The organism is Streptosporangium vulgare (assembly GCF_042428775.1).
Classification (GTDB): domain Bacteria; phylum Actinomycetota; class Actinomycetes; order Streptosporangiales; family Streptosporangiaceae; genus Streptosporangium; species Streptosporangium vulgare.
Genome location: NZ_JBHMBS010000002.1, coordinates 460,926 through 481,953 on the forward strand (window position 1 = coordinate 460,926; position 21,028 = coordinate 481,953).

General features: G+C 71.5%; 16 protein-coding genes. 11 read left to right on the forward strand and 5 right to left on the reverse strand.

All coding sequences use genetic code 11. The features are described 5' to 3' along the window. Window positions 1-17 precede the first annotated feature (17 nt). A complete protein-coding gene (locus ACFFRH_RS06090) occupies window positions 18-1,214 on the reverse strand; it encodes an NYN domain-containing protein (RefSeq protein WP_344749709.1) in 1,197 nt (398 codons plus the stop codon). A gap of 335 nt (window positions 1,215-1,549) precedes the next feature. Then, window positions 1,550-4,453 (reverse strand): zf-HC2 domain-containing protein, encoded by a 2,904-nt coding sequence (locus tag ACFFRH_RS06095; RefSeq protein ID WP_344746818.1) that lies wholly within the window; start codon window positions 4,451-4,453, stop codon window positions 1,550-1,552. A 170-nt stretch (window positions 4,454-4,623) separates the two neighbouring features. Here ACFFRH_RS06095 and pyrE point away from each other — a divergent pair, with 170 nt between their 5' ends. Then, complete coding sequence (pyrE, locus tag ACFFRH_RS06100; RefSeq protein ID WP_386154877.1) at window positions 4,624-5,160, forward strand: orotate phosphoribosyltransferase; 537 nt, start codon at window positions 4,624-4,626, stop codon at window positions 5,158-5,160. A gap of 266 nt (window positions 5,161-5,426) precedes the next feature. On the opposite strand, the gene ACFFRH_RS06105 is transcribed toward pyrE, so the two are convergent. Beyond that, window positions 5,427-5,852: a hypothetical protein gene (locus ACFFRH_RS06105; RefSeq protein ID WP_344746816.1), complete on the reverse strand. Its 426-nt coding sequence runs from the start codon at window positions 5,850-5,852 to the stop codon at window positions 5,427-5,429. 314 nt (window positions 5,853-6,166) lie between these two features. Between ACFFRH_RS06105 and fbaA the strand changes: the two genes are divergently transcribed. From fbaA to ACFFRH_RS06125, 4 genes are all read left to right on the forward strand, one after another. Then, entirely contained in the window at window positions 6,167-7,189 is a 1,023-nt protein-coding gene (fbaA, locus tag ACFFRH_RS06110) for a class II fructose-bisphosphate aldolase (RefSeq protein WP_329088784.1), read from the forward strand. A gap of 125 nt (window positions 7,190-7,314) precedes the next feature. Beyond that, a complete protein-coding gene (locus ACFFRH_RS06115; RefSeq protein ID WP_344746814.1) occupies window positions 7,315-7,734 on the forward strand; it encodes a DUF3151 domain-containing protein in 420 nt (139 codons plus the stop codon). Window positions 7,735-7,953: 219 nt separating this feature from the next. Next, complete coding sequence (locus tag ACFFRH_RS06120; protein ID WP_344746813.1) at window positions 7,954-9,237, forward strand: adenylosuccinate synthase; 1,284 nt, start codon at window positions 7,954-7,956, stop codon at window positions 9,235-9,237. Window positions 9,238-9,339: 102 nt separating this feature from the next. After that, on the forward strand, window positions 9,340-10,266 hold the full coding sequence (locus ACFFRH_RS06125; RefSeq protein ID WP_344746811.1) for a glycerophosphodiester phosphodiesterase family protein: 927 nt from the start codon (window positions 9,340-9,342) through the stop codon (window positions 10,264-10,266). Between the two features lie 85 nt (window positions 10,267-10,351). Here the strand turns inward: ACFFRH_RS06125 and corA are convergent, their stop codons facing one another. Next, a complete protein-coding gene (gene corA / locus ACFFRH_RS06130; protein ID WP_344746809.1) occupies window positions 10,352-11,503 on the reverse strand; it encodes a magnesium/cobalt transporter CorA in 1,152 nt (383 codons plus the stop codon). A 450-nt stretch (window positions 11,504-11,953) separates the two neighbouring features. On the opposite strand from corA, the gene purD reads away from it, so the two are divergent. The 5 genes from purD to ACFFRH_RS06155 all read left to right on the forward strand — a co-directional run bounded on the left by purD (window position 11,954) and on the right by ACFFRH_RS06155 (window position 19,003). Then, complete coding sequence (gene purD / locus ACFFRH_RS06135; protein ID WP_344746808.1) at window positions 11,954-13,186, forward strand: phosphoribosylamine--glycine ligase; 1,233 nt, start codon at window positions 11,954-11,956, stop codon at window positions 13,184-13,186. A 118-nt stretch (window positions 13,187-13,304) separates the two neighbouring features. Next, window positions 13,305-14,339: a hypothetical protein gene (locus ACFFRH_RS06140; protein WP_344746807.1), complete on the forward strand. Its 1,035-nt coding sequence runs from the start codon at window positions 13,305-13,307 to the stop codon at window positions 14,337-14,339. Window positions 14,340-14,715: 376 nt separating this feature from the next. After that, on the forward strand, window positions 14,716-15,984 hold the full coding sequence (gene murA / locus ACFFRH_RS06145) for a UDP-N-acetylglucosamine 1-carboxyvinyltransferase (RefSeq protein WP_344746805.1): 1,269 nt from the start codon (window positions 14,716-14,718) through the stop codon (window positions 15,982-15,984). 225 nt (window positions 15,985-16,209) lie between these two features. Beyond that, entirely contained in the window at window positions 16,210-17,499 is a 1,290-nt protein-coding gene (locus tag ACFFRH_RS06150) for a GTP cyclohydrolase IIa (RefSeq protein ID WP_344746819.1), read from the forward strand. Between the two features lie 556 nt (window positions 17,500-18,055). Beyond that, on the forward strand, window positions 18,056-19,003 hold the full coding sequence (locus ACFFRH_RS06155; RefSeq protein ID WP_344746804.1) for an EamA family transporter: 948 nt from the start codon (window positions 18,056-18,058) through the stop codon (window positions 19,001-19,003). Between the two features lie 204 nt (window positions 19,004-19,207). Here ACFFRH_RS06155 and hisC read toward each other — a convergent pair whose 3' ends face one another. Beyond that, window positions 19,208-20,269, reverse strand: coding sequence for a histidinol-phosphate transaminase (hisC, locus tag ACFFRH_RS06160; protein WP_386154886.1), 1,062 nt, complete (start codon window positions 20,267-20,269; stop codon window positions 19,208-19,210). A gap of 80 nt (window positions 20,270-20,349) precedes the next feature. Here hisC and ACFFRH_RS06165 point away from each other — a divergent pair, with 80 nt between their 5' ends. Then, the gene (locus ACFFRH_RS06165) at window positions 20,350-21,000 is read left to right on the forward strand and encodes a Uma2 family endonuclease (protein ID WP_344746802.1); all 651 of its coding nucleotides are present in this window, start codon (window positions 20,350-20,352) and stop codon (window positions 20,998-21,000) included. The last annotated feature ends 28 nt before the right edge of the window (window positions 21,001-21,028 follow it).

Sequence of the window (21,028 nt, forward strand, 5' to 3'; positions counted from 1 at the left end):
GGCGCGTCCTGGCGGCCTCAGCGGCGGGCGCGCTCCAAGGCGTCCCAGAAGCCGCGGCGCAGGGCGTGGCGGACCTCGTCGTGCAGGAGGAAGTCGATCGGCAGGGAGGAGCCCTGGAGCAGGCGTGCCTCCAGGTCGGAGGGCATCCGGGGCTTGCGGGCGAGGACCGCCTCCAGCCACAGGGCGGGCGCGTCCTTGGCCACGGACTCGCCGAAGTCGTGGCCCTCCTTGTGGGCGGCCTGCACCGCGTCGGAGAGGGTCGTCGCGGTGCCGGTGCTCTGCGGGGGAACCGGGGCCGCCTGGGGACCGGTGTAGGCGCCCATCTGCGGGGACTGGTAACTCGGCATGCTGCCCGTGTTGCCCAGCGAGTACTGGGGCGCGGCCGGCAGCGGGCCGGTCTGGGTGCTGCCGGTGGCCGCGTGCGAGGGCTTGGAGGCGGGCGGGGGCGGCGGGGGCGGCGGAGCGGCGGGAGTGACCGGGGTGATCGGCGACTCCTGGGTGTAGCTCGGGTAGGTCGAGTGCGGCGCGGGCTGGGCGTGGGCCGCGCGGGAGGTCTGCACCGCGGGGATGGGGCTGGTGGCCGGGGCGCCGTTGCTCACGCCGACTCCGCGTGAGGTGGCGGACTGGCCGTTGCCGGAGCCGTGCTGGTGGCCGTTGGTCACCAGGGCGGGCATGTCGCCGCTGAGCATGCTGACGTGGGGACGCAGGTGACCGGCGCCGATCTCGATCAGGTCGTCGCACTCCTGGCGCAGCGTGCGGGAGACGGCCCAGCTGCCGTCGGCGCTGATGTGGACCACGGTGACCCGGACGCCGAGGTCCTGGGCGTCGCAGACGACCTGTGCCAGGTCCTCGTCACCGCTGACCACGACCGCGTCGCAGACCGCGCCGTTGCGGGCCAGCGTCATCAGGTCGCGGTGGACCTGGGCGTCGACGCCCTCGCGGCGGCCGGGACGGATGCGCGACAGGCGGAGCTTGAGGCCGGGGATGTCGGCCAGCGTGTCGTGCTCCGGGGTGCGGCGGCCCTCCACGGTCGCCTCGTACCAGTAGCAGCGCAGCAGCGGCAGCCCGGTGCGCTCTCTCGACAGTTTGTTGAGCAGCTGGAGCAGCCCCGGGTAGTCCCAGGAGACGGACTCGCGGTGGCGGGTACCGTGCACCGCCATCGCGCCGTCGGCCAGCAGGTAGCCGGCGTCCACGAACAGCGCGCAACGATCCACACGACACCGCCCTTCCTACGTAGCCCGATCCTTCGGTTCAGACAAGCCTGAAAGAACCCCTAAGAGACCGGACAGACGGCCCTTCCTCAGGGTAATCAAGCAGCTGACCATCCGAGGGTGAATCCCGACGATTCCACCCGCGCTCGACCATACGCTGGATCGTTCACGCAGACCGTACCAGTTTGTCCCGTTCGTGGACCCCCTCGGCGAGGTGCCACTCGCTCGGGTTTCCCACCGGCCCGCCACACGTGTCCCCACGCCCCGCATGACACCTTCGCCTCACAACGGACCCCGCCGAACAGTGCGCCCCCTGGGTGTCACGTCCGCTCACACCGTCACGGCGCGGTCTGCACACTCACCGCCGCCGCCCCGAACAGCAGGACGTCCTGGTGCGTGCTGAGCTCCAGCACCGGGTCCCGGCCGAGGGACGCCCGGAAGCGGTCCACGTCCGTGCCGAAGGTCGTGCCGGTGCCCCGCGCTCCGGCTGCGGACCCGTCGAAGGGGTTGTGCGGGTCCCGCTCCCCGCCCGCGGGCCGCAGGGGCCGGCCGCCGAGCCTCACCCGGTCACCCATGACGCCCGCGTCACCCTCCCAGGTCACCAGGGCGAGCCTCGCGGGCGCGCCGGAGCCGGAGGGGGTGAGCCCTCCGAGCGGTATCCGCGCCGAGCGATGCCCCCCGTCCAGCACCGTCGCGGTGTCCACGACGACGGCCTGGCTGTACGGCCGGCGCGGGTCGGCCACGATGACCACCAGGCTCCAGCCGGCGTGACGCGCCACACCGGACCGCACCGAGGCGTCGGCCACCCAGTACGTCCCGCGGACCGTGCCCAGCAGACGCGTCACGTCGGCGAACGCCTGGTAGCCGCGCCCCGCGGGCAGCTCCCGCTCCACCACCTGCGTGGCCCTGACCTGCCGGTATCGCTCCTCGCCCGGCACCTTGAGCTTGATCCGCCCGCTGGGCGGCGCGCTCGCCGACCAGTAGAGGCCCGCCCAGACCACCTTGCTCGCCGCCGGCAGGACGAGCCTGGCTGCGCTCGAACTGCTCGTCGACAGATCCCCGTCGCGGTCGAGGGGGCGCATCTCCCAGCTGTTGTTGTCGCGCCTGCCGCCCCGCCGCGAGTGCGCGGCCTCGCACGCGGGCTCCGAGGACGCGCAGCTCACCAGGGTGTTGCCGATCGCGGAGACGGCCACCCGGCCGTCGGTGGCGAACCGGGCCGGGGCACCCATCGCCCGTACCCCGCCGCGCGCCCTGGCCGCCACCCGCGTCCCGGTGGTGGAGACCGTGACCGAGGGTACCGCCCCGTAGGGCGCGTCGCCCGACACCAGGACCCTCAGGAAGACCGCCGTGGCCCGGCCGGCCGGCAGCGGGCCGCGTACGCACCGGGCGCCTCGGCTCCTCGCCCGGCAGGACCAGCCGTCGACCGTGCCGACCGGCGTGACACCGCCGACGGCGTTCCCCCTGCGGGCCCCGGACGGCAGCGTCACGCCTCGTGGCAGGCCGACATCGGCGACGACCTCGTCGCTCTGTCCCTGGCCCGCGTTGCGTAGCCGCACCACGACGATTCCGGCCTCGGACCTGACCAGGGCGCCGAGCGCGTCGATCCTGGCCACCAGGCGGGGGGCGAGCCAGGAACCCGTCCGGCCGTCCTGCCCCGCTCCGGCCGTCCCCCGCGATGTCCCCTGTTGTGTCTCCCGTGGGTCACCGATCCCGCCTTCCGTCCCACCGGGTTCTCCGAGCCCGTCGGGCTCGCCGCCGGGCACCGCGCCGGGGCTCGTCGTCCCGCCGGATCCGGACGTCGTCCCGGTCTCGGCGGGCTCGCGGTCGGGGCCCATCGGCCGCCCGGAGAGTGACGGTACGGGTGAGGCGGTGTCCTGCCCGTCCGGGGACTCTCGCGGGGCGGGGGAGCCGGGCGCGGGCGCCACGACGATCGGCTCGGAGGCCGTGCTCGGCCGGGGGACGGGCCCCTCCGCCGACACCAGCACGAGGGCCGCGACCACCGCGAGCGCGGTGGCCGTCGCACCGGTCACGACGGCACGCCGTACGGACCGGGGGGCCCTGTGCCAGCGTCCGGCCAGCCCGCCACCCGCCGTGGCGCCCATCCTGGCGAGTGCCGTCAGGTAGGCGGGGAACGCGGGGCCGACGACGAGCGGTCCGACCACCGAGCGGATGCCCTGGCCGATGCCGGTCAGCTCCGCGAGCACCGCGCGGCAGCCGGAACAGCCGTCCAGATGCCTGTCGATGACCCTGCCCTGTTCCCTGGGCAGGCCGCCTCGGGTGTAGGGCCCCAGCCTGGTCAGCACGGGCCGGCACTCGGGGGCGGACGTCTCGGCCAGGTGGATGCGCAGGCACGCCTGGCGCGTCCCCTCCCGTGCCCGGTGGGCGAGCGCGGCCGCGCCGTTGGCCGTCAGGCCCAGCAGGAGCCCGATGTCCTCGGCCCTGAGCCTCTCGACCTCGGCGTGCCACAGGACGAACTGCCACCGCTCGGGCAGGGAGAGGAACGCCCTGGCCACCGGCGAGCGTTCCAGCCCCTCCACCGACGGGTCGACGAGAAACGCGCGCGGGCCGAAGGAGGACTCCCCGTCCGCCCTCTCGTCGACCTCCCCCGCCGTTCGCTCATCGGCCTGCGCCCGCTCGTCGGCCTCCCCTTCCAGGCACTCATCGGCCTGCGCCTGCCCCCCGATCTCCCCCTCCGCCCGCTCACCGACCCCCTCTTCCGCCCGCTCATCGGCCTGTGCCCGCTCGTCGGCCTCCCCTTCCAGGCACTCATCGGCCTGCGCCTGCCCGCCGGCCTCTCCTTCCTCCCCCTCATGGGCCTCCGCCCGCTCATCGGTCTGCGCCCGCTCGCCGGTCCCTCCACCCTCCCCGCCCGCGCTCTCGTCGGCCTTCCCCTCCGCCTCCTCCGCCTCCTCCTCACCGGCTCCCGGTACGGCGGTCGCCGGGCCGTCGCCGGCACCGGTCGTGACGGCCGTGCCGGGATAGGCGGCGGTGCGGCGGAGGGCGGTGAGCAGGTAGACGCGGAACGCCTGCTCCGGACCGTGTCCCTGGGCGATCACGCGGTGGACCTCGGCGAACGTCCTCTCCACGACACCCGCGGCCTCGGCCTCGCCCGGCAGGAGCAGACGGGCCAGGGCGTGCGCCGCGGGGGCGTGCCGCTGATGGAGCACCCGGTAGGCGGCCACGTCGCCGTTCCTGGTGGCAGCCAGCAGTTCAGCGTCGCCTTGAGATGTTTTCACACTCATTGTGACCTCACCATTACCCGGAGTTGCCTGCCGGATAATCCCGCAGTACGCGCCGCGAGTAAACCCGGATCGCACTTTTGCCGCCCCCGGGCCGAAATCCGCGTTACGGCAGCCCGGTTCCCCGGCGGGGCCCGATCGGACGGGTTCCCGGCTCGCCCTAACCTTGTGCCATGAGCGATCGCGAGAACCTGCTGACGGAGATCAAGGGCAAGGCCGTGGTGCACGGCAAGGTCGTGCTGTCCTCGGGCATGGAGGCCGACTTCTACGTGGACATGCGCAGGGTGACCCTCGACGGGCAGGCGGCGCCGCTGGTGGGGCGGGTCATGCTGGACATCACCGAGGACCTCGACTACGAGGCGGTCGGCGGCCTGACGCTGGGCGCCGACCCGGTGGCGACCGCCATGGCGCACGCGGCCGCCGCGCGGGGCGGGAGACTCGACGCGTTCGTGGTCCGCAAGGCGCAGAAGACCCACGGCATGCAGCGCCGGATCGAGGGGCCGGACGTGTCGGGGCGGCGGGTGCTGGTGGTCGAGGACACCTCCACCACCGGCGGATCCCCGCTGACGGCGGTGGAGGCGCTGCGCGAGGCGGGCGCCGAGGTCGTCGCGGTCGCCACGATCGTCGACCGGGGAGCCGCGTCGGCGATCCCCGACGCGGGACTGCCGTACCGGACCGCCTACACCCTCGCCGACCTCGGCCTGGCCTAGAGTCCGCCCCCGTATCCGCACCCGCCGACCCTGATTCGGCCCGTATCCGCACCCTCCGGTTCCGGCACGGAGCCACCACCGGGCGCCCCGGCCGCCCGGCCAGGGCCCGCGGCTCCCTGAGCTCGGCCTGAGCCACGTCCCCGCCCACCTCGGCCCGGCCCAGGGGCACGCCCCACCCACCTGGACCCGGCCAGGAGCCGCGTACGGGGACCCGAGGGCTTTCCACAGGGGGACGGCGGGAGAACCGGGCCCCGGGGGCCAGGGGGCTAGTCCCGGGAGACCGTGAACTCCTGGCGCTCTCCCGCCTTGCCCGGGGAGCGGACGGCCCCGTTCACCTGGACGCGGACGGCCGCGGAGTCGGCCAGGACGACGTCGACCTTGGCGTCGAAGGACTGGAACCGCTCGCCGTGGACCAGCTCCCTGTCGAGGAGCACGTCGCCCCCGGTGACCTTCAGGAAGACCGTGGGGCAGTGCTCCCGCAGGCACTCGACGAGGACCGTCGGGACGCGCTCGGGCGTGGCGGAGGGGGGCGGGGAGGCGGCGGCGGACGACGCGCCGGCCGAGGGATCGGGCGACGCGGCCGTCTCCGCGTCGGAGCCCAGGCTGCCGAACAGTGAGAGCGCTCCGAACACGATCAGGGCGACGAGCGCCAGCACCACCAGTCCGACGAGGACCAGGCGCGCGATACCCATAGGGTCAGACCTGTGGCGTCCCACACTGTGGAGATTAGCGGTTCGTGAGGAGATTTCACGACCGACCCGGTGGATCGGTCAGGAAGATCCTCGGTCTGGAAGATCGTCCGTCCCCGCCCAGGTCGTGCGCCCCCTCGCCCTCCGCCCGGAGACGGGCCGGGGATAGGTTGGAGACACCGCCGGACACACATCGGTACGGATCGAAGTGGTACCGGAGCTATCCGGCCGGGCATGAACCTGGGACACTGGCCAACGGGTTATGCCCTCATAGCCACGCGCCAGCTTTTCACAGCCGTCTCCAGGGAGATGACACGATGCCTATCGCTACTCCAGAGGTCTACGCCGAGATGCTCGACCGGGCAAAAGCAGGCGGTTTCGCCTACCCGGCCATCAACGTGACCTCATCACAGACCCTCAACGCGGCGCTCAGGGGGTTCGCCGAGGCGGAGAGCGACGGCATCGTCCAGGTGTCGACCGGCGGCGCCGATTTCCTCTCGGGCACCACGGTCAAGAACATGGTGACCGGCTCGGTGGCCCTCGCGGAGTACGCCCGCGTCGTCGCGGCCAACTACCCCGTGACGATCGCCCTGCACACCGACCACTGCCCCAAGGACAAGCTGGCCGGTTTCGTGCGCCCGCTGCTCGACATCTCCCTCGAGCGGGTGGCCAGGGGCGAGGACCCCCTCTTCCAGTCGCACATGTGGGACGGCTCCGCCGTGCCGCTGGACGAGAACCTGGAGATCGCCAAGGAGCTCCTGGAGAAGACGGCCCGCGCGCGGATCGTCCTCGAAGTGGAGATCGGCGTCGTCGGCGGCGAGGAGGACGGCGTCGTCGGCGAGATCAACGAGAAGCTCTACACCACCACCGAGGACGCCCTCGCGACCGCCGACGCCCTGGGCCTGGGCGAGCGGGGCCGCTACATGCTCGCCGCGACCTTCGGCAACGTGCACGGCGTCTACAAGCCGGGCCACGTCAAGCTCCGCCCGAGCGTGCTCAAGGAGATCCAGGACGCGGTCAGCGCCAAGTACGGCACGGAGAAGCCGTTCGACCTGGTCTTCCACGGCGGCTCCGGCTCGCTGCTGGAGGAGATCCACGAGGCCATCTCCTACGGCGTGGTGAAGATGAACATCGACACCGACACGCAGTACGCCTTCACCCGGCCGATCGCCGACCACATGTTCAGGAACTACGACGGCGTGCTCAAGGTCGACGGCGACGTCGGCAACAAGAAGGTGTACGACCCCCGCTCCTACGGCAAGGCCGCCGAGACCTCGATGGCCGCGCGCATCGTCGAGGCCGCCCAGCACCTGAAGTCCGCGGGCACCAAGATCTCCTGAGGCCCGGAAGGGTCGCGTTTCCAGGGCCCGGAAAGGGTCACGACAGGGATCGCGAGATCGGCCTCCGGAAAGACTCCGGGGGCCGATCTTGGCCTGACACGGGTACACCGGGTAGGACTGTCGTTATGGAATCGCACGAGAATCTCCTCGCCGGCCCGCCGCCCACCCTGCTCCCGGACCTGCCCGAGGCCCGCGAGGCACTGGAATCCGGCGCCAAAGCATCCGACGTCGCCGCGCGTTTCCCCGCGTACCCGGCCGCCTGGGCCGTACTCGCGGACGAGTACTTCGCGGCGGGGCACGCCGTGACGTCGTACGCCTTCGCCCGCACCGGTTACCACCGCGGCCTCGACCAGCTCCGCAGGTCGGGATGGAAGGGGCACGGGCCGATTCCCTGGCAGCACCTTCCCAACCAGGGGTTCCTGCGCTGCCTGCACGCGCTGGCCCGCGCCGCCCAGAGCATCGGGGAGAAGGAGGAGGCCGAGCGGTGCTTCCAGTTCCTGAAGGACTCCAGCCCCGAGGCCTCCGAGGAGCTGACCAGCCGCTGACCAGGCCCTGACCAGGCGGCGTCCCCCGCCCGGCGCCGCCCCCGATCCACCCCGCTGAGCCGCTGATCAGCTTCCGATCCGCCCCCGGGATCTCTCACCGCACCACCCTCTCGCAAGGTGGGAGATCCCCATTTCGGACGCCGTCGGGTATTCTCTCCACGCAAGAGCCCCTGTCGCGATTGCGCCAGGGGTTTTCGTTTTTGTGGTGGGAGACTCACGATGCCGGCTGTCGTTCTCGTTGGTGCCCAGTGGGGCGATGAGGGCAAGGGTAAGGCGACCGACCTGCTTGGAGACCAGGTCGACTACGTCGTCAGATACCAGGGAGGCAACAACGCGGGCCACACGGTCGTCATCGGCGACCAGAAGTACGCGCTGCACCTGCTGCCCACGGGAGTGCTCTCCCCGAACGTCGTCCCCGTGATCGGCAACGGCGTCGTCATCGACCCGGGCGTGCTGCTGAGCGAGATCGACGGGCTCCAGGCCCGGGGCGTCTCCTCCGAGCGCCTGCTGATCTCCGCCAACGCGCACCTGATCATGCCCCACCACAAGGCCCTCGACAAGGTCACCGAGCGCTACCTCGGCAAGGCCAAGATCGGCACGACCGGGCGCGGCATCGGCCCCGCGTACGGCGACAAGATCTACCGGATGGGCGTGCGGGTCCAGGACCTGCTGGACCCGGGCATCCTGCAGAAGAAGATCGAAGTCGCGCTGGGCGAGAAGAACCAGATCCTCACCAAGATCTACAACCGCCGGGCGATCGACGCGGGCAAGGTCCTGGAGGAGTATCTCGGCTACGCCGAGCGCCTCACGCCGCACATCGCCGACACCTCGCTCATCCTCAACAGGGCGCTGGACGAGAACAAGGTCGTGCTGCTCGAAGGCGGGCAGGGCAACCTGCTCGACATCGACCACGGCACCTACCCCTTCGTCACCTCCTCCTCCCCGACGAGCGGCGGCGCCTGCTCCGGTTCCGGCATCCCGCCGACCCGGCTCACCGGCGTGATCGGCATCCTGAAGGCGTACACCACGCGCGTCGGCGCCGGGCCGTTCCCGACCGAGCTCGACGACGAGATGGGCGAGTGGCTGCGCACCACCGGCGGCGAGTACGGGGTGACCACCGGGCGCAACCGCCGCTGCGGCTGGTTCGACGCCGTCATCGCCCGCTACGCCACCCGGATCAACGGCGTCACCGACTACTTCCTCACCAAGCTGGACGTGCTGTCCGGCCTGGACACGATCCCCGTCTGCGTCGCCTACGAGGTCGACGGCGTCCGCCACGACGAGATCCCGATGACCCAGACCGACTTCCACCACGCCAGGCCGGTGTACGAGGAGTTCCCCGGCTGGAAGGAGGACATCACCGGTGCCCGGAGCTTCGAGGACCTGCCCGCCAACGCGCAGGCGTACGTGAAGGCCCTGGAGGAGATGAGCGGCGCCAGGATCTCCGCCGTCGGGGTCGGCCCCGGCCGTACGGAGACGCTCCAGATCCACTCGATGCTCTAGTTTCCGTAGTCTGCGGGTTTCTGCCGGTACGGCCCGCGCCCGGTGTCGCCGAGACGCGAGCCGTACCGGACGATCGGCGTTCGGGGTGGATAAGGTCCCTGTGTGCATGCCGAGATTCACGGTCACCGCGGCGCCCGCGGGCTCCGTCCCGAGAACACCCTGCCCGGCTTCGCCCACGCCCTCGAACTCGGCGTCGACGCGCTGGAGCTCGACGTCGCGCTCACGGCCGACCGGCGGCTGGTGCTCACCCACGATCTCACCGTGTCGGCGGTGACCAGCGCCGACGTCCGTCCCGCCTTCCGCGACGACCCCGCCTTCCCGTACGTGGGCCGGCCCGTCGGCGCGCTCACGCTGGCGCAGCTGCGCACGCTGGAGTGCGGGATACGGATGCCGCGCCACCCCGGCGACCGTTTCGCCCCGACCCAGCTGCCGGTGCCGAACACCCGGATGCCGACCCTGGGCTCCGTGCTGGGGTTGATGGACGCGTACGGCGCCGACGGGGTGCGGGTGCACGTGGAGCTGAAGTCCGACCCGACCAGGCCCGACCTGAGCGCCGACCCGGCCGAGTTCACCGAGATGGTGGTCGCCGAGCTCGACCGGCACCACCGGCTCGACAGGGCGGCGATCCTCAGTTTCGACTGGCGCGTCCTGCGGATCGCCCGCTCGCTCACCCCCGCGACCCTGCGGTACGCCCTGATCGAGCGGGCCACCATGGACAGCGCCTGGCTCGACGGTCTCCACCTCGACGACTTCGGCGGCGACGTCCCGGCCGCCGCCGTCGAGGCCGGGGGCACCACGCTCTCCCCCGAGCACGTGATGGTCGACCAGGAGTTCGCCAGGCGGGCCGAGAAGGCCGACCTGCCGCTGGCCGTGTGGACGGTCAACGACCCGGGACGGGCCGCGGAGCTGCTCGACCTCGGGGCGGCGGCGATCGTCACCGACTATCCCGACCGGATGATCGCCCTGTGGACCGAGCGGGGCATGCCCGTCCCCCGGCCGGTCACCCCCGCGCGCCCGCTGAGCGCCTGAGGGCTTGAGGGCCGGCGGGGGCCCGGGTCACCTCCAAGCCGTACGGCTCACATCCGGCTGTGCGGCCACCTCCGGCCGTTGCGGCTCACATCCAGCCGTTGCGGCGGAAGCCGCGGTAGAGCAGCGTGCAGGCGATGACCATCACGCCGATCACCACCGGGTAGCCGAAGACGGAGCCGAGCTCGGGCATGTGCTCGAAGTTCATCCCGTAGATGCCGGCGATCATCGTGGGGACGGCCATGATGGCGACCCACGAGGAGATCTTCCGCATGTCCTCGTTGGCGAGCGCGTTGGAGCGGGCGAGCGCCGCCTGAAGTATGGAGTTGCAGAGCTCGTTGGACGACTCGACCTGCTCGCAGACGCGGGCCAGGTGGTCGACGACGTCGCGGAAGTACTCGCGCATCTCGGAGGGGATCATCCGGCGCTGGGCCAGCGTGGACATCGGCGACTGGAGCGGCATGACCGACCGCTTCATCTCGATCATCTCGCGCTTGAGGTTGTAGATCCGGCCGATGTCGCGGGCGCTGACGTCGGCGAAGACCATCGCCTCGACGTCCTCCAGCTCGGCCTGCATCCGGTCGGCCACGCTGAGGTACCTGTCGACGACGTGGTCGGCGATCGCGTGCAGCACGCCGGTGGGCCCCCGGTTGAGGAGCTTGGGCTTGTCCTCCAGGCGCGCGCGCACCTCCGAGAGGGGGCAGTGGCTGCCGTGGCGCACGGTCACCACGAAGTCGGGGCCGACGAACACCATGAGCTCGCCGGTGCCGATGATCTCGCTGGTGGCGGTGAGCACCTCGTGGTCGATGTAGGCGACGGTCTTCAGGACCACGAAGATCGAGTCGCCGTAGCGCTCGACCTTGGGCCGCTGGTGAGCCTTGACGGCGTCCTCGACGGCGAGCGGGTGCAGGGCGAAGACCTCCGCCAGCCACTCGACCTCGGGGGCGTCGGGCTCGTGCAGGCCGACCCAGACGAAGGCGTTTCCCTTGCCGGAACCGCCGGAGTCCCCGTCGGAGGCCGCCTCGCAGGCCGCGTTGTGGGCGCGGACGATCTCCAGGGCGTCGGGGATGCCCAGGGCGTCGATCTTCTTGCCGCCGACGTAGGCGGCGTACTCGACGAGCGAGTCGCTCGGCGGTACGCAGACCCCGGTCATCCGCTCACGGAGCGAGACGGCGGGCGCGTGCGCGGCACGGATCGTACGGGTGTGCTTGATACGGGGAAAAAGAAGCGAAGAGCGCATGGCGAGCCTTTCCCGCCCAACCTGGCGGGATCCACACGCGATGCGATGTCACCCCCGATGAAGGAGGTGATGCGTGTGGCGCCGGTCGGGCACCGAGATGGGGTGGTCGAGGGTGCGCACAGCAGGCGTGCGCGAGCACGTACTGCTGGGATCGCCAGAGGACATCCCGAACCACCTCCAATCAGCAAGAGACACGCAAAGCCACCCAAAAACTAACACGATTGGGGGGATGTCTCTCAGTTTACTCCCAGGTTCAACTGTTGATCATGCACAACCAGACAAAATTCACACGCCCTTTACGGCACCTTCCCCGCGTACGGGCATCCGGAGTCGTCCACAGCCTGTGGACGATCCCCCGATCCCCCGATCCCACGGCCCCACGGCTCCACGGCTCCCGGGTGGCGGACGCGGGCCCAAGGGGCGTGCCGGGAGGACGATAGGCTCTGACGAGTGCGCGTTCTTGTGATTGGATCCGGCGGGCGTGAGCATGCCCTGTGCCGGTCGCTGGCGGCGGACCCCCAGGTCACCGAGGTTCACTGTGCCCCCGGAAACGCGGGTGTCGCGCAGGTCGCGACCCTGCACCCGGTGGTGCCGACCGACCCGGCCTCGGTCACCGAGCTGGCCGGGAGACTCCGGGCGGACCTGGTCGTGATCGGTCCCGAGGCCCCCCTGGTCGCCGGGGTCGCCGACGCCGTCAGGGAGGCCGGGATCCCCTGCTTCGGGCCCTCGCGCGAGGCCGCGCTGATCGAGGGGTCCAAGGCCTTCGCCAAGGACGTCATGGTCGCGGCGGGCGTTCCCACCGGGCGGTCGCACACCTGCGTCACGCCCGAGGAGGTCGCCGCCGCGCTCGACGAGTTCGGCACGCCGTACGTGGTCAAGGACGACGGCCTGGCCGCGGGCAAGGGCGTGGTGGTCACCGGCGACCGCGACGAGGCGCTCCGGCACGCCGCCGCCTGCGGGCGGGTCGTGATCGAGGAGTTCCTCGACGGCCCCGAGGTGTCGCTGTTCGCGCTCTGCGACGGCTCCACCGCCGTACCGCTCCAGCCCGCCCAGGACCACAAGCGCGCCTACGACGACGACCAGGGCCCCAACACCGGCGGGATGGGCGCCTACACCCCGCTGCCGTGGGCGCCGGACGACCTCGCCGACCAGGTGATGGCCGAGACCGTCATGCCGACCGTGACCGAGCTGGCCAGGCGCGGCACGCCGTACACGGGGGTGCTGTACGTGGGGCTCGCCCTCACGTCCAAGGGCCCGAAGGTGATCGAGTTCAACGCCAGGTTCGGCGACCCGGAGACCCAGGTCGTGCTGGACCGGCTGGAGACGCCCCTCGCCGCCCTGCTGCTCGCCTGCGCGAACGGGACGCTCGACCGGTTCGGTCCGCTCACCTACCGCGACGGCGCCGCGGTGACCGTGGTGATCGCCGCGGAGAACTACCCCGGGGAGCCGGTGAAGGGCGACGTGATCGAGGGTCTGTCCGACCCGGTCGAGGACGCCTACGTGCTGCACTCGGGCACCGCCCGCGACGGCGACCGGATCGTCTCCAGCGGGGGCCGGGTGCTCAGCGTGGTCGGCACCGGGCCCGACGTCCCCTCGGCCCGTGCCGCGGCCTACGAGGCCGTGGGGCGCATCCGGATGCGCGGCTCGCACCACCGCACCGACATCGCGGGCCGCGGCGCCTGAGCCCCCGGTTTCCCGGGAGGCGTAGCGCTTGATCGGCATGTCGCGGTAAGCCTGGGGCAGTCATCAGTGCCCGCCCCGCCCGGCAGCCCCGCCCCAGGCCGCTCCCCCCGGAGGAACGATGTCGCTTGACCCCGCGATGGCCCCCGAGCGGATCGGCGACACCGGCGTGCTGCGCTGGCCGGGCACCTGGCGGGTGTACGTGGCCACCCGGAGCGAGGAGATCAGGGCCGACGCCGAGCGGGCCCTCACGATGCGCGACGAGGCGGGCCAGCTGGTCTCGGTGGGCGAGGGCATCGGCACGCACCTGGCCCGCGCGGAGACGTACGCGCGCAGCAGGCACGGCGTGCGGCGCTGGCTGACCGGCCAGGCCATCGAGGGCGCCTGGTCCAACGTCAACAGCGCGACCGTGATGCTGTACGGCGTGCTGCCGACGGCGGAGCTGTGCGGGCGGGGCCCGGAGGTGGCGGCGATCGGCCGGGCGTACCTGCCGGGCGACGACCCCCGGCTGGTCCACCTCCAGGCCAGGCTGGCGGTGGGGGACCTGGGGGAGAACGACAGGCCGCTGATGCAGTCGGTGCTGCGGGCCGCGTACACCGCGCAGGCGATGGAGACCGGGCGGGTCCGCAGCTTCCGCAACCTGCTGCTCGGCGGGGTGGTGATGCTGACCCTGATCGTGCTGGGCGTGGTGGTCATCGGCGCGATCTGGCCGGACGTCATCCCGATGTGCGGCAACCAGTCGGTGATCCGCACCCAGGGGCTGATGCCCGCCCAGATCTGCCCGACGGGCGGCCTGCGGCCCGGCCACGGCGACGTCCCGCTCGTGGCCCTGATCGGCATGCTGGGCGCGGCGCTGGCCACCGCGGCCTCGCTGTCGACCCGCTCGGAGCTGTCCACCCGCTACTCGCTGGCGGTCGTCCAGAACCTGCTCAAGGCGCCCGCGGGGGTGGCCACCTCGGTGCTCGGGCTGCTGATCCTGAACTCGGGCTTCGTGCCCGGTTTCGCGGGACTGGGCTCGCAGCCCGCGATCCTGGTCTGGGCGATGGCGTTCGGGTACGGCCAGCAGGTCGTCACCCGCTTCGTGGACCAGCGGGCCGACAACCTCCTGTCGGCCGCCTCACCGCTCACCGCCGCGGGCGGCACGAAGAGCCGGTAGCGGCCGTCCGCCGGGGCGGCGCGAGGGGCGGATGACGCCTCTCCGCCGGGGCGGCGTGAAAGGCGGGCGACGCCCGTCCGCCGGGGCGGTGCCCCCATCTCCCGTGGCCGGCGGGTCATGAGATGATCTTCTGCGCGGCCCGGCCGCGGGCGGTGCGGGAGACATGGCCGAGGAGGCGCGGGGACACCGGGGAACACGAGCGGGCGGGCCTTCGCCGCCCGCGGGCGTGAAGGCCGATGATTACCGGTCAATCGGGGGGTAGTTCCCCCCTGAAGTGGCCGGTTCAGGGGCATCCAACGGCTACTGTTGGCCGAATAAACTCGGCTGCCGCCCCGCGCCACACGAATCACCCGAACCACTTCAAGGAGCATGACGCATGGTCCGTTACCGCGTGCGCGGTGGCAACCCACTTCGTGGAACCGCCTTCATCCAGGGTGCCAAGAACGCCGTGCTGCCCATGATCGGCGCGGCGCTGCTGGCGTCCAGAGGCCGGACCGTCCTGCGCAACGTCCCCATCATCGAGGACGTCCGCCGCGCGGTCGAGCTGGCCGAGACGGTCGGCGCCACGGTCGAGCTCCACGAGGCGGAGCGCACACTGGTGATCGACGCCTCGACGCTCAGCAGCCCGGTCCTGCCCGCCGAGATCGCCCGCCGCTTCCGCGGTTCCGTGCTGTTCGTGCCCGCCCTGCTGCACCGCCTCGGTGAGGCGATCATCGAGGGCGTGGGCGGCTGCAACCTGGGCAGCCGCAACCTCGACTTCCACTACCTGGGCTACAAGCGCCTGGGCGCGCTCGTGGACGAGGGCGACTCTGTCATCCACGTCAAGTCGTCCGGCCTCACCGGCGCCACCCTGTACCTGGACACCCCCTCGCACACCGGCACCGAGAACCTGATCATGGCCGCCGCCCTCGGGCGCGGCACCACCGTGATCGAGAACGCGGCGCTGGAGCCCGAGGTCCTCGACGTGATCGACATGCTGACCCGGATGGGCGCGAAGATCAGCGGTGGCGGCACCGGGTTCATCACCGTGGAGGGCGTGGAGGAGCTCCAGGCCGTCGAGCACACCGTGATGCCGGACCGCCTCGACGCGGGCGTGTTCGCCATGGCCGCCGCCGTCACCGGCGGCGAGGTGAACCTGGTCGGCGCCGACCTGGACCACCTCGGCGTGGTCCGCTACAAGCTGGAGCAGATGGGGGTGGAGTTCGCCGACCACGGCGCGGTGCTCCACGTGCGCAGGGACCGCCCGCTGCGCCCGATCAACGTGATCACCGACACCTACCCCGGCTTCGCCACGGACCTGCAGTCGCCCATCATGACGGTCGCCTGCCTCGCCGACGGTGCCAGTTACATTCATGAACGCATCTTCGACGGGCGTTTCGCTCTGGCCTCAGAGCTGAACAAGATGGGCGCCGATATTGAAGTGAAAGAGAACAGCGCTGTCGTTCGCGGTGCCACTCCGCTCAACGGAACGCAGGTGACCGCACACGATCTGCGTTCGGGAATCGCGCTCGTGCTCGCGGGTCTGGCGGCCGAGGGGGAGACCGTGATCGAATCGGGATATCTCATCGACCGCGGGCACTCTTATCTGGCCGAGCGTATGCAGTCCCTGGGGGCCGATGTGCGACGAGAGATTTCAGCATCATAATCAGCAGGTTTGAGACGCTCAAAAACCGCTCTGACCTGTGTAAACGATGCCAGTCATGGCTTTAACCCGGAAGTTGCTTCCGGAATTGGCCGCAAATCGGGCGTGACATTACGGCCCTCGCGAGCGATCGTTCCAAAAGAGAGCCGAAAACAAACGGACGGCATGATGGGACGAACATTGGTCGAGCGGGCCGAAGAAGCGCCACGAGTGTCACGCCCGGGTGCCATGACACCGGACCTCACTATCGGTGTGGTGGGCCCCCATGACCTCGTCGAACGGGTGATGTTGATGGGGCATGCGGCTGCCCCGTTACCCTGCCGCCTGGTGGCGGCGGCATACCGTGACGAGCAGGAAGCAGCCGACAAGGTCACCCGGCTGGGAGCCGGGGTCGACGCATGTCTGTTCGCCAGCCCGGTCCCCTACGACCTGGCCCGGCGATCGGGGGTGCTGACGATGCCCGCGACGTATGTCCAGCTCGGCGGCGCCGCGCTGATCGCCGCGCTGGCGAGGGCCGCGCTGGACGAGCGGATAGACCCGCGCAGGGTCAGCATCGATGTCCTGGGCAGAGCAGAGGTCGAGGAGGCGTACAACGATCTGAGCCTTCCCTCCGGGGACGTGCAGAGCCGCGACGAACCGGGCGCCACCGGTACGATCGCGGCCTTCCATGAACGCCTCGCCCGCCAGGGCAGCACGAGCGGGGCGCTCACCTGTCTGCCCGCGGTCGCCGACCGCCTCCAGACGGCGGGAGTGCCCGTCGTGAGGATCCGCCCGACCTCGGCCGCGGTGCGCACGGCGCTGCACACGGCGGCCCTGCTGGGCGCGCACCACAGACTGGAGGAGTCGCAGCTCACCGTGGTCCTGGTGGAGGTGCCCACGCTGCGCGAGCCGGTCCGCCGGGCCGCGCCGCGCTACTGGCGCGACGAGCTCCGGCTCTCGCTGCACCGGTTGCTGGTGCAGGAGGCCAACCGGATCAACGCGTCGGTCACCGCGGTCGACGACCACAGCTACATGGTCACCGCGACCCGCGGCTCGGTGGCCGCGGCCACCGAGGGCTTCCGGGTCCTGCCGTTCGCCGCGCGGGTCCGCGACGAGCTGGGCCTCGCGGTCGAGGTGGGCGTCGGCATGGGCCGGACCACCCACGACGCCGAGTCGCACGCCAGGGCCGCGCTGGCGCGCACCCAGGCGGGCAAGCAGGCCCAGGGCTTCGCGGTCGACCGCGAGGGCCGGGCGCTCATTCCGGCGCCCAGGATGCCCCCTCAGGGCGCGGGGCCGCTGAAGCCGAAGGGCGTGGAGGTCCTGGCCCGGCTGGCGGCCAAGCTGGAGGGTGGAGACACGGTGGTGGACGCGGAGGGCGCGGGCAAGATGCTCGGCGTCACCCCGCGCACGGCACGGCGGTTGCTGCGCACGCTGGTAGACGAGGGACTCGCGTGGCCGCTCCCGCCGAACCGGACACCACAGCCGGGGCGTCCCCGGCAGCTGTACCGGCTGATCGTGGAGAAGCTCGGCACCCGCTGAGCCCCGCGCCACGATCTCCACCGACCTGGAGGATTCCGCCGCACCCGGACGGCGGAACCTCCCAGGTCACGGCGCGCCGGCCCTGACGTGACGTGACCGGCCGACTCCGCGGTGTGTTCGTCGCGGGCTGTTCACCATGGTCCGCCGGGCCCGGCGTGTTCACTGTGGTTTGTTCATTCCGGCCTGTTTATTTTGGTCTGTTCACCGGACCTGTTCACAGGATTCGTTCATTCCGGCCCGGTCATTACGACCCGGTCATTACGGTCCGGTCATTGCGGCCCGCCCGTCCCGGCAGGGCTCACGGCGCGGCGCGCGGCACAGCTCACGGTGCGGCTCGCGGTGCGACTCACGACACGGCTCGCGGTGCGACTCACGGTGCGACTCACGGTGCGGCGAGGATCACGGGCCGCGATCCCCCGATCCCCCTGAGCGCGCTCCGCCGGATCCGGCCGGATCCCGTGTGGCGGAACCCGCCGGGGCACGGTCCGCCACCCCGTATCTCAGGGTCCGAAACCCGCGAGCGGATTGTCGGTTTCAGCCGCTATTGTCACGAGCTATGGGTCAAGACAGTGCTGACAGCCGCAAGACGCTCCTCGTCTGGGGGGCGCTGGCGATCGTGTACGTGGTGTGGGGTTCCACATACCTGGCGATCATGATCACGATCGAGACGATCCCGCCGCTGCTCAGCGGAGCTGTCCGCTTCACCACGGCCGCGCTCGTCCTCGGCCTCGCGGTGTACCTGCTGAAGGGCCGGGACGCCTACCGGATGACCTGGAAGGAGGCGGGTGGTGCGGCCCTGGTCGGCCTGCTGCTGCTGAACGGCGGCAACGGCATGGTCGCGGTGGCCGAGCAGCACATCTCCAGCGGCCTGGCGGCGCTGCTGGTGGCCTCGACACCGCTCTGGCTGGTCGTCTTCAGGATCCTGTTCAGGGACCGGCCGCGGGCGCTGACGCTCGTCGGAGTGCTCATCGGGTTCGGCGGCGTGGCGGTGCTCTCGCTGAGCGGCGGGAGCAACGCGGCCGACGGCACCGGAGTCGCGATCATCCTGCTGGCGTCGCTGTCGTGGGCGGCCGGCTCGTTCCTGGCGTCCCGCATCCCGATGCCCGCGAACCCCTTCACCGCGAGCGCCGTCGAGATGGCGGCGGGCGGCGTCGGGCTCGCCCTCACCGCCACCGCGATGGGCGAGCGCCTCGACGTCACCGCCGTCTCCGCGCGGTCGTGGACCGCGCTCGCCTACCTGATCCTGATCGGGTCGCTGGTCGCCTTCACGGCGTACGTGTGGCTGCTGGGCAACGCGCCGATCTCGCTGATCTCCACCTACGCCTACGTCAACCCGGTCGTGGCGGTCGTGCTGGGCGCCCTCGTGCTGAGCGAGCCGGTCACCGGCTCGATGATCGCGGCCGGCGTGGTGATCGTCATCGGCGTGGCCCTGGTGGTCTCCACCGAACGGCGCAGGAAGCCCGAGCCCGCACCGGAGACGAAGGCGGAGCCCGCGACCGTGTAACCCGCGACCGTGCGGGCCACACGGTCGCGGGCACCCGGCCGCGGGCACCCGGCGCGCGGGTGGACCGGTGAAGGCGGTCCGGCGCGCGGCCGGACCGGTCGGCACGGGCGAACCCGTCGGCACAGGGCGGGCCGACCGGCACAGGCGAACCCGTCGACTCAGGACGGGCCGACCGGCGCAGGCAGGCCGGCCCGCGCGGGCGGGTCAGGCGCTCCAGAAGGCCGACGCGGCGGCCAGGAAGGTGTCGTTGGCCTCGGGGTCGCCGATGGAGACGCGGGCGCCCTCCCCGGCGAAGGGCCGCACCGCGACGCCCTCGGTCGCGCAGGATTCGGCGAAGTCGAGCGTGCGCTCCCCCAGCCGGAGCCAGACGAAGTTGGCCTCGCTCACCGGCACCTCCCAGCCCTGGGCGACCAGCGCCTCGCGGACCCGGTCGCGCTCCTTGACCACGGCGTCGACCCGCTCCATCAGCTCGTCCTCGGCGGCCAGCGAGGCGATCGCGGCGGCCTGGGCGAGGTGGTTGACCGCGAACGGCACGATCGTCTTGCGGACGGCGGACGCCACCGGCTCGTCGGCGATCAGGTAGCCCACCCGGAGCCCGGCCAGGCCGTACGCCTTGGAGAAGGTCCGCAGCACGGCCACGTTGGGACGGTCGCGGTAGACGGTGAGCCCGTCGGTGACCCCGGCGTCCCTGACGTACTCGCGGTAGGCCTCGTCGAGCACGACGAGCACGCTCTCCGGCACCCGGTCGAGGAAGGCCTCCAGCTCGGCCGCGTGGACGACCGTGCCGGTGGGGTTGTTCGGGTTGCAGACGAAGATCATGCGGGTGTGCGGGGTGATCGCGTCGGCCATCGCCTCCAGGTGGTGCGTCTCCCCCAGCAGCGGGACCCGCACCGAGGTCGCCCCGGCCAGGTCGGCCAGGAGCGGGTACGCCTCGAAGGAGCGCCAGGCGTAGATCACCTCGACGCCCGGCTCGCTCACGGTCTCGAAGAGCTGCTGGGCCACCGTCACCGAGCCCGCGCCGAGGGCGACGTGCTCGGCCGGGACGCCGTACCTCTCGGCGATCGCCCCGGTCAGCTCGGTGGCCGCCGGGTCGGGATAGCGGTGCATCTGGGTCGCCGCCCTGGCGACCGCCTCGACCACCGAGGGCAGCGGCTCGTAGGGGGATTCGTTCGAGGAGAGCTTGTAGGACCGGCCGTCGGCGGACACCACGGCCTTGCCCGCCCGGTAGGCGGGCATCGTGTCCAGGATCGCGCGGAAACGAGGCATGGCCTTACCTTATGAGCAGCGGGCGGATGGGGCATCCTGTAACACTGGAGGTGAGAGGCGTGCCCGACCGGGAGGACGACATGAGCATCGCACCGCCGGCCGAGAGGCCGAGCGCCGAGGCGCCGAACACCGAGGCGGACGAGGCGGGGCCCCCCGAGCTGGAGCCGCTGCCCAGTTGGGTGTTTCCTCCCAAAGAGGGCTTCTCGGCCGACGACCTCGACCGGCTTCGAGGGATCCCTCCCCACACGGAACTCGTCGATGGCACTCTCGTCTTCGTGAGCCCCCAGACCAACTTCCACATGTCGACGCTCTTTCTCCTGGAGAGCGAGCTACGTCGGGCTGCTCCGGCCGACCTGCGCGTTCGCAGGGAGATGACGATGACACTCGGAAAGCGGCAACGTCCCGAGCCGGATCTCCTGGTGGTCCACGCCGAAGCCGTGAAGGACCTGAGGCAGACCACCTACCAACCGGCCGACGTCGTCCTCGCCGTCGAAGTCGTCTCCGCCGAGTCGGAGATCCGCGACCGGGAGCGCAAGCCGGTCCTGTACGCCCAGGCGGGCATCGACCACTTCTGGCGGATCGAGGAGAAGGACGGCCGCCCGGTCGTCTACGTCTACGAGCTGGACCCGGCCACCAAGTCCTACGCGCTCATGGGGATCCACCACGACCGGCTGAAGCTCAGCGTCCCGTTCGACCTCGACGTCGACCTGACGGAGATCGACGACCTCTAAGACGACCTGTAAGACGACCTCTGATCGG